An 8,721-nucleotide genomic window follows, 5' to 3' on the forward strand; every position below is an offset into this window, starting at 1 on the left:
TGCGCGCACTGCCGCGCGAACGCCCGCTGCGGCCACTGCGCCGGCCCGCTGCAGCTGACCGGCGCCGACGCCCCGCCGGTGTGCCGCTGGTGCGGGCGGACGGCGGCCGGCTGGCGCTGCCCCGCCTGCGGGAACGACCGGGTGCGCTCGACCGTGGTCGGCCAGCGCCGCACGGCCGAGGAGCTCGGCCGGGCCTTCCCCGGCGTCCCGGTGCACACCTCCGGCGGGGGGGAGGTGCTCGACGCGGTCGCCGCGGCGCCCTCCCTCGTCATCGCCACGCCGGGGGCCGAGCCGGTCGCCCCCGGCGGCTACGCCGCGGCCCTGCTGCTCGACGGCTGGGCCCTGCTCGAGCGGCCCGACCTGCGGGCGGGCGAGGAGGCGCTGCGCCGCTGGGCCGCCGCCGCCTCGCTGGTGCGACCGGCCTCGGCCGGGGGCACCGTCGTGCTGCTCGCCCCGGCCGGCCTGCCGCCGGTCGAGGCCCTGGTGCGCTGGGACCCGGCCTGGCACGCCGCGCGCGAGTTCGCCGAGCGCCGCGAGCTCGGGCTGCCGCCCGCCGCGGTGATGGCGCGCGTCACCGGGGCCGCCCCGGCCGTCCAGAGCCTCCTTGAGCACGCCTCCCTCCCCGAGGCGGCGGAGGTGCTCGGCCCGACCCCGGTGCCCCCGCCGCCCGGCCCGCCGCGGCCGGGCGGGGTGCGCGGGGCGGACGAGGTCGCGGCGCTGGTGCGGGTGCCGCGCACCGGTCGCGGCCCGCTGGCCAGCGCGCTGCGGGCCGCCGCGGCGGTCCGCAGCGCCCGCAAGGAGCCCGGAGGGGTGAGGGTGCAGCTGGACCCGGAGGAGGTCGCCTGAGGCGGTCCTAGACTGGGACCGCCCCCGAGCCGCCCGCCGGCGCTCGCGGGCCCCCCACCCCGCACGTCGTGGGCCGACGAGAGCAGACGAGGAAGCACGTGGCGATCCAGCCCATCCGGATCTTCGGAGACCCGGTGCTGCGCACCCCCGCAGCCGAGGTCACCGACTTCGACAAGGAGCTGCGCACGCTCGTCACCGACCTCGAGCACACCATGCTCGACGCCAGCGGCGCCGGGCTCGCCGCCCCGCAGATCGGCGTCTCGCTGCGCGTGTTCACCTACCACGTGGACGGCGTCCTGGGGCACCTGGTGAACCCGCAGCTGAGCCTGTCGAGCGAGTGCCAGGAGGGCGAGGAGGGCTGCCTGTCCTTCCCCGGCCTGGCCTTCGACACCCGCCGGGCGCTGTCGGTGGTGGCCCGCGGGTTCGACGTCCACGGCGAGCCGGTCGTCATCGAGGGCAGCGAGCTGCTGGCCCGGGCGATCCAGCACGAGACCGACCACCTCGACGGGATCCTCTTCATCGACCGCCTCGACCGCGAGCAGCGCAAGCTGGCGATGAAGGCCGTCCGCGAGGCCCGCTGGGCCGGCCAGCCCGTGCCGGAGGTGCGGGTCAGCCCGCACGCCACCTTCGGCACGGCGCGCTGAGCGCGGCCCGGGCGAGCTGATCCCGCGTGCGCGTCGTCTTCGCCGGCACCCCGGCCACCGCCCTGCCCTCCCTGGAGGCCCTGCTGGCCTCGCGCCACGAGGTCGTCGGGGTGGTCAGCCGTCCGGACGCCCCCGCCGGCCGCGGCCGGCGCGCGGCCCAGAGCCCGGTGACCGTGCGGGCCCTGGCCGCCGGGCTGCCGGTGCTCCAGCCGCACCGCGCCTCCGACCCGGAGTTCCTCGCCGGCCTCGCCGAGCTCGAGCCGGACTGCTGCCCGGTCGTCGCCTACGGGGCCCTGCTGCCGCCGGCGGCGCTGGCGGTGCCCCGCCTGGGCTGGGTGAACCTGCACTTCTCGCTGCTGCCCGCCTGGCGCGGGGCTGCGCCGGTGCAGCGAGCGGTGATGGCCGGTGACGACGTCACGGGCGCCACGACCTTCCTCCTCGAGGAGGGCCTGGACACGGGGCCGGTCCTCGGCTCGCTGACCACCGCGGTCGGCCCGCGAGAGACCTCCGGGCAGCTGCTCGAGCGCCTCGCCGTGGACGGCGCGAACCTGCTCGTGGCCACCCTCGACGGCCTGGAGGAGGGGATCCTCGTGCCGCAGCCCCAGCCCGCGGACGGCGTCAGCCACGCCGCGAAGGTGACCGTCGACGACGCCCGGGTGCGCTGGGGCGCGCCCGCCCTGGCCGTCGACCGCCAGGTCCGCGGCGCCACTCCCGCGCCCGGTGCCTGGACGACGTGGCGCGACGAGCGGCTCAAGGTCGGGCCCGTCGAGCCGGTGACCGCGGCGGAGGTGCCCGCCGAGGACGCCGCCGAGCGCCTCGCCCCCGGCGAGCTGCGCGCCACCCGCGCCGGCGTCCTCGTCGGCACGGCCACGACGCCGGTGCGCCTCGGCGAGGTGCAGCCGGCCGGCCGCCGGGCGATGCCCGCCGACGCGTGGGCGCGCGGCGTGCGCCCCGAGCCCGGGGAGGTGCTGGCGTGAGGGGCCACCGGCCCCCGCCCAGCGGCGGCGCCCCCCGGCGCCCCGAGCGCGCCCGCACCGCCAGCGCCCCCTCGGCCCGCCCCCGGCGCGGCGACCCCGCCCGCCAGGTCGCCTTCGACGTCCTGCGCGCCGTCGAGTCCGAGGACGCCTACGCCAACCTCGTGCTGCCCCGCCTGCTGCGGGCGGCCCGCCTGGCGCCGCGCGACGCCGCCTTCGCCACCGAGCTGGCCTACGGCGCCCTGCGCGGGCGCGGCACCTACGACGCCGTGCTCGCCGCGTGCATCGACCGCCCCCTGACCCAGGTCGACCCGCCGGTGCTCGACGCGCTGCGCCTGGGCGCCCACCAGCTGCTGGCCACCCGGGTCGCCCCGCACGCCGCGGTGAGCGAGACCGTCGCGCTGGTGCGCGGCGCGGTCGGCGCGGGGGCCGGGGCGTTCACCAACGCCGTCCTGCGCCGGGTCTCCGAGCACGACCTCCCCACCTGGCTCGACCGCGTCGCGCCCGACGCCGCGACGGACCCGGTCGGGGCGCTCGCCGTCCGGCACAGCCACCCGGCCTGGGTGGTGCGGGCGATGCGCGAGGCCCTGGGCGCCCACGGGCGCCCGGTCGAGGAGCTGCCCGCGCTGCTGACCGCGGACAACGCCCGCCCGCAGGTCGCCGTCGCGGCGCTGCCCGGCCTCGCCGAGGTCGGCGAGCTGACGGGGGCCGGAGCCCGGCTGGGGCGGTGGTCGCCGGTGGCGGCCGTGCTCGAGGAGGGCGACCCCGGCGACGTGCCCGCCGTGCGCGAGAGCCGCGCCCGGGTGCAGGACGAGGGCAGCCAGCTCGCCGCCCTGACCCTGCTCGCCGCCGACGTCGAGGCGCGCGAGGGTGCGGACGGCGCGGGGGAGCGCTGGGCCGACCTGTGCGCCGGCCCGGGCGGCAAGGCCGCGCTGCTGGCGGCCTCCGCCGCGCAGCGCGGCGCGTCGCTGGTGGCCGTCGAGACCGCTCCGCACCGGGCCCGCCTGGTCGAGCAGGCGCTGTCCGCGACGCCGGGCGGCTGGGAGGTGCGGGTCGGGGACGGCCGCGAGGTCGGTGCGGAGGAGCCGGGCTCCTTCGACCGCGTGCTCGTCGACGTGCCGTGCACCGGGCTGGGCGCCCTGCGCCGGCGTCCGGAGTCGCGCTGGCGGCGCACCCCGGCCGACCTGGCCTCCCTCGCCCCGCTGCAGCGGGCGCTGCTCGCCTCGGCGCTGGACGCCGTCCGCCCCGGCGGGGTGGTGGCGTACGTGACGTGCACGCCGCACCCGGCCGAGACCCTCGCCGTGCTCGAGGACGTGCTGCGCCGGCGCGCGGACGTCGAGCGCCTCGACACCCCTGCGCACGTGCGCGCCGCCGCCGGCCGGGAGGTGCCGGACCTCGGGGACGGCACGAGCGCCCAGCTGTGGCCGCACCGCCACGGCACCGACGCGATGTTCGTGGCCCTGCTGCGCCGCACCTGAGGCCGGCTCGGCTCGGCGGCTGGCTAGGCTCGGCGCCCGTGGCCGTGACGATCGCTCCGAGCATCCTGTCCGCCGACCCCGCGAACCTGCAGGCCGAGCTCGAGCGGATCTCCTCCGCCGACTGGGCGCACGTGGACGTCATGGACGGGCACTTCGTGCCCAACCTCACCTGGGGCCTGCCGGTGGTCGAGCGCCTCGCGGCGGTCAGCCCCGTCCCGCTGGACTGCCACCTGATGATCGACGATCCCGACCGCTGGGCGCCCGGCTACGCCGAGGCGGGGGCGGCCGGCGTCACGGTGCACGCGGAGGCCGTCCGGGCGCCGGTGCGCCTGGCCCGCGACCTGCGCGCGGCGGGCGCCCGCGCGGGCATCGCCGTCAGCCCGTCCACGCCGGTGGAGCCCCTGGTGGACCTGCTCGGCGAGTTCGACATGGTGCTCGTCATGACGGTCGAGCCGGGCTTCGGCGGCCAGGGCTTCCTCGACGTGTGCCTGCCCAAGGTGCGGCGCCTGCGCCGGGCGGTCAGCGCCGCGGGGCTGCAGGTGCAGGTGCAGGTGGACGGCGGGGTGTCGGCGTCCACCATCGAGCGCTGCGCCGAGGCCGGGGCCGACGTGTTCGTCGCCGGCTCGGCGGTCTACGGCGCCGCTGACGCCGCCGCGGCGATCGCGGACCTCCGGCGCCTGGCCTCCGCCGCCTGCTGAGGGCCACCGCCGACGAGGGGCCACCGCCCGCCGTCTCACCATCTGGACGCGCCGTCCGCCATGCGGGCACGTGTCGTACCGTCGCGCGGTCGGCCCGGGAGGTCCGGCACGAGCGACGGCACGGAGGCGCACGACCATGGCGGGCAGCACGAGCACGACCGGCACGACCAGCGGCACCGCAGCGGGGGCGCCCGCGGGCGCCAACCCCACGCGGCGCGTCGTCATCGCGAGCCTGGTGGGCACGGCGATCGAGTTCTACGACTTCTACATCTACGCCACGGCCGCGGTGCTGGTCTTCGGCCCGCTGTTCTTCTCCCCGGACGACCCGGCCACCGCGCGCCTGGCCTCGCTGGCCACCTTCGCCATCGCGTTCGTCGCCCGGCCGATCGGCTCGGCCCTGTTCGGGCACTTCGGCGACCGGGTCGGGCGCAAGGTCACCCTGGTCGGCTCGCTGCTGACGATGGGCATCTCGACGATGCTCATCGGCCTGCTGCCCACCTACGACTCCGTCGGGCTGCTCGCGCCGGCGCTGCTGTGCGTGCTGCGCTTCGGCCAGGGCCTGGGCCTGGGCGGCGAGTGGGGCGGCGCGGCGCTGCTCGCGACCGAGAACGCCCCGCGCGGGCGGCGCGGCCTGTTCGGCTCGTTCCCCCAGCTCGGCGCCCCGATCGGCTTCTTCTTCGCCAACGGCGTCTTCCTGCTGCTGACCTCCACGCTCACCGACGCGCAGTTCCTCAGCTGGGGCTGGCGCGTGCCGTTCCTGCTCTCGGCGCTGCTCGTGGGCGTGGGGCTCTACGTGCGCCTGCAGCTGTCGGAGACCCCCGCGTTCCAGCGGGTGCTCGAGGCCGGCGAGCGCGAGCGCGTGCCCGTGGCCGCGGTCTTCCGCCGCAGCCCGGGCGCGCTGGTGCGGGGCACCCTGATCATGCTGGCGACGTACGTCCTCTTCTACTTCATGACCGTCTTCAGCCTCTCCCACGGCACCACCCCGGCCGCCGACGGCGGCCTGGGGTTCTCCCGCTCGGAGTTCCTCGTCCTGCTCATGACGGCCGTGGTGTTCTTCGGCCTGACGACGCCGATCTCGGGGCTGCTGGCCGACCGGTTCGGACGCCGCCCCACCCTGCTGGCCGTCACGGCGGCGATCGCGGTGTTCGGGCTCCTGTTCGGCCCGATGTTCAGCGAGCGGTCCACGCCGCTGGTGCTGGCCTTCCTCGTGGTGGGGCTGGCCCTGATGGGCCTGACCTACGGCCCGATGGGCGCCCAGCTGCCCGAGCTGTTCCCGACCGCCGTCCGCTACACCGGGGCCTCGATCGCCTACAACGTCGGCGGCATCCTCGGCGCCTCGTTCGCCCCCACCATCGCCGCCGCCCTGGTGCAGCGCGGCGGGGTGGGCCTGGTCGGGCTGTACCTGTCCGGCGCCGCGGTGATCACCCTGGTCGCGCTGCTGCTCACCCGCGAGACCCGCGACGTCGACCTGCAGACCGTGGACGCCGTCCGCCGCTGAGCACCGCCTCCCCGCTCCTCCGGGTGCGGCACTACGGTTCGTCCCGGGCGCAGCGCCGGGCCCGAGCCGGAAGCACCCGCCCGCACCCGCACCACCCGGAGGACCCGTGGACCCGATCAGCTGGCTGTTCGACGCCGAGATCCGCTTCGGCAGCGACCAGCACATCCTGTGGCGCGAGGTCGTCGGCAACCTCTTCGGGCTGGCCTCGGCGGTCGGGGGGATGCGCCGGAAGGTGTGGGCGTGGCCGGTCGGCATCGTCGGCAACGTGCTGCTCTTCACGGTCTTCCTCGGCGCGGTCTTCTCCACCCCGCAGGGGGCGAACCTGCTCGGCCAGGCCTCGCGCCAGGTGATGTTCGCCGCCGTGGCCGTCTACGGGTGGCGGCGCTGGCGCGCGGCCCGCGGGAGCAGCGGCGCCGTGGTGCAGCCGCACTGGGCCACCTGGCGCCAGCGCGCCGGCATGGTCGTGGCCGCGGTCGTGCTCGTCGCCGTGCTCACCCCGGTCTTCCGGGCGCTGGGCTCGTTCGAGCCGGTGTGGGCCGACGCGTGGATCTTCACCGGCTCGCTGCTGGCCACCTACGGCATGGCCCGCGGCTGGACCGACTTCTGGATCATCTGGATCCTCGTCGACGCCGTCGGGGTCCCGCTGCTCCTGCGCGCCCAGCTGTACCCCAGCGCCGTGCTCTACCTGGTCTACGCGGGCTTCGTCCTGTGGGGCCTCGCGGTGTGGGTGCGGCTGCAGCGCCGCGAGCGGGTGGCCGCGGGCCCGGCGTCACCGGCGGTGGAGACCCTCGGCTGACGCTCTAGAGTCGGGGTCCGTGAAGACCTTCGAGGAGCTGTTCGCCGAGCTGTCGGCCAAGGCCGAGGAGCGCCCCGCGGGCTCCGGCACGGTCGCGGCCCTGGACGCCGGCGTCCACACCATCGGCAAGAAGGTCGTCGAGGAGGCGGCCGAGTCGTGGATGGCCGCCGAGCACGAGTCCGCCGACCGGGCGGCCGAGGAGATCTCCCAGCTGCTCTACCACCTGCAGGTGCTGATGCTGGCGCGCGGGCTCACCCTCGCCGACGTCTACCGCCACCTCTGAGCCGGCCGCGCCCGCGCCGCCGACCGCCCCCCTCGCGCTGACCGAACTGGAGACCTCCCGCGTGCTGCGGATCGCCGTCCCGAACAAGGGCTCGCTCGCCGAGCCCGCCGCCCAGCTGCTGCGCGAGGCCGGCTACGCCTCCCGCCGGGAGGGGCGCGAGCTGGTGCTCGCCGACCCCGAGAACGACGCCGAGTTCTTCTTCCTGCGCCCGCGCGACATCGCCCTGTACGTCGGCGCCGGCACGCTGGACGTCGGGATCACCGGCCGCGACCTGCTGCTGGACTCCCGCGCGGCCGCGCCCGAGGTGCTCGAGCTCGGCTTCGGCGCCTCCACCTTCCGCTTCGCAGGCCCTCCCGGCACCGGGGACGGCGGCCTCGCGGGCCTGGCCGGGCGCCGCGTGGCCACCAGCTACGCCGGCCTGGTCGAGGACCACCTCGCCGCGGCCGGCGTCAGCGCCTCGGTGGTGCGCCTGGACGGCGCCGTGGAGACGGCCGTGCAGCTCGGCGTCGCCGACGTCATCGCCGACGTCGTCGAGACCGGCTCGACCCTGCGCGCCGCGGGCCTGGAGGTCTTCGGCGACCCGATCCTGCGCTCGCAGGCCGTGCTGGTGCGCCGCGCGGGCGCCGAGCCGGCGGGCCTGAGCGTGCTGGTCCGGCGCGTCCAGGGCGTGCTCGTGGCGCGGCAGTACGTGATGGTCGACTACGACGTGCGCCGCGAGACCGTCGAGGCCGCCTGCGCCGTGACGCCGGGCCTGGAGTCGCCGACGGTCTCCCCGCTGGCCGACCCGGCCTGGGTCGCGGTGCGCGCCATGGTGCCGCGAGCCACGACGAACCGGGTGATGGACGAGCTGTACGACCTCGGCGCCCGGGCGATCCTCGTCACCACCATCCACGCCTGCCGGATCTGAGCGCCGTGCCGCAGCCCGGGGGCGCCGGCCGAGACGGTGGCCGAGACGGTGGCCGCGAGGCCCTGCACGCCCCGTTCCGCCCCCGCCGCGGCCCGCTGGTGGCGCGGGTGGTCGCCGTGGTCGCCCTGCTCGGCGGGATCGCGCTCGCCGCGGCGATCCCCGGCCGCTTCGTCTGGTGGGACCGCGCGAGCTTCGTCGCCGTGGGGCTGGCCATCGCCCTGTTCATGCACCGCCAGGCCACGGTGCGCGCCGTCCCCACCGAGCGCGGCCTGCGCGTGCGCAACCTCGCCGGCGAGCGGGAGGTCGCCTGGTCCGAGGTCGCCGACGTCCGCTTCGGCGGGGGCCGGCCGTGGGTGCAGCTGGAGCTGACCGACGGCGACACCCTCGCGGTGATGGGCGTCCAGCGCGCCGACGGGCCGGCGGCCGAGGCGGAGGCGCGGCGCCTGGCCACGCTCGTCGCCCTGCACCAGCACGGGCGCGCCACCGGCTGAGCGGGCCGAGGACCGCCCCGCCGCGTAGCGTCCTCCCGGTGACGCCAGAGGTCGCCCGCGCCCGGCGTCGCCGCTGGGCGGTGGTGGCCACCGGCACCGCGGCCCC

The 8,721-nt window shown here is 77.6% G+C and carries 9 protein-coding genes and 1 pseudogene; all 10 read left to right on the forward strand.

Features of this window, described 5'->3' with window-relative positions; genetic code table 11:
• Positions 1–846 (forward strand): annotated as a pseudogene (locus tag AC5FZL_RS13435) (primosome assembly protein PriA); the annotation flags it as partial.
• Between the two features lie 98 nt (positions 847–944).
• A complete protein-coding gene (gene def / locus AC5FZL_RS13440) occupies positions 945–1,490 on the forward strand; it encodes a peptide deformylase (RefSeq protein ID WP_493619393.1) in 546 nt (181 codons plus the stop codon).
• A gap of 26 nt (positions 1,491–1,516) precedes the next feature.
• Positions 1,517–2,467, forward strand: coding sequence for a methionyl-tRNA formyltransferase (fmt, locus tag AC5FZL_RS13445; protein ID WP_493619395.1), 951 nt, complete (start codon positions 1,517–1,519; stop codon positions 2,465–2,467).
• Positions 2,464–3,942, forward strand: coding sequence for an RsmB/NOP family class I SAM-dependent RNA methyltransferase (locus tag AC5FZL_RS13450; RefSeq protein WP_493619396.1), 1,479 nt, complete (start codon positions 2,464–2,466; stop codon positions 3,940–3,942). Before fmt ends, AC5FZL_RS13450 begins: the two co-directional genes overlap by 4 nt.
• A gap of 38 nt (positions 3,943–3,980) precedes the next feature.
• Positions 3,981–4,640: a ribulose-phosphate 3-epimerase gene (gene rpe, locus AC5FZL_RS13455; RefSeq protein WP_493619397.1), complete on the forward strand. Its 660-nt coding sequence runs from the start codon at positions 3,981–3,983 to the stop codon at positions 4,638–4,640.
• Between the two features lie 136 nt (positions 4,641–4,776).
• Entirely contained in the window at positions 4,777–6,138 is a 1,362-nt protein-coding gene (locus tag AC5FZL_RS13460) for an MFS transporter (protein WP_493619398.1), read from the forward strand.
• Positions 6,139–6,244: 106 nt separating this feature from the next.
• Complete coding sequence (locus tag AC5FZL_RS13465; protein WP_493619399.1) at positions 6,245–6,934, forward strand: nicotinamide mononucleotide transporter family protein; 690 nt, start codon at positions 6,245–6,247, stop codon at positions 6,932–6,934.
• Positions 6,935–6,953: 19 nt separating this feature from the next.
• Entirely contained in the window at positions 6,954–7,217 is a 264-nt protein-coding gene (locus tag AC5FZL_RS13470) for a phosphoribosyl-ATP diphosphatase (protein ID WP_493619400.1), read from the forward strand.
• 61 nt (positions 7,218–7,278) lie between these two features.
• On the forward strand, positions 7,279–8,124 hold the full coding sequence (gene hisG / locus AC5FZL_RS13475; RefSeq protein WP_493619401.1) for an ATP phosphoribosyltransferase: 846 nt from the start codon (positions 7,279–7,281) through the stop codon (positions 8,122–8,124).
• A gap of 107 nt (positions 8,125–8,231) precedes the next feature.
• On the forward strand, positions 8,232–8,615 hold the full coding sequence (locus AC5FZL_RS13480) for a PH domain-containing protein (protein ID WP_493619402.1): 384 nt from the start codon (positions 8,232–8,234) through the stop codon (positions 8,613–8,615).
• The last annotated feature ends 106 nt before the right edge of the window (positions 8,616–8,721 follow it).

This window comes from Quadrisphaera sp. DVD1 (assembly GCF_058932755.1).

What these genes read in the sequence shown, in the direction of transcription:
- AC5FZL_RS13460 (WP_493619398.1), top strand. Translation starts at nt 4,777, where the DNA reads ATGGCGGGCAGCACGAGCACGACCGGCACGACCAGCGGCACCGCAGCG.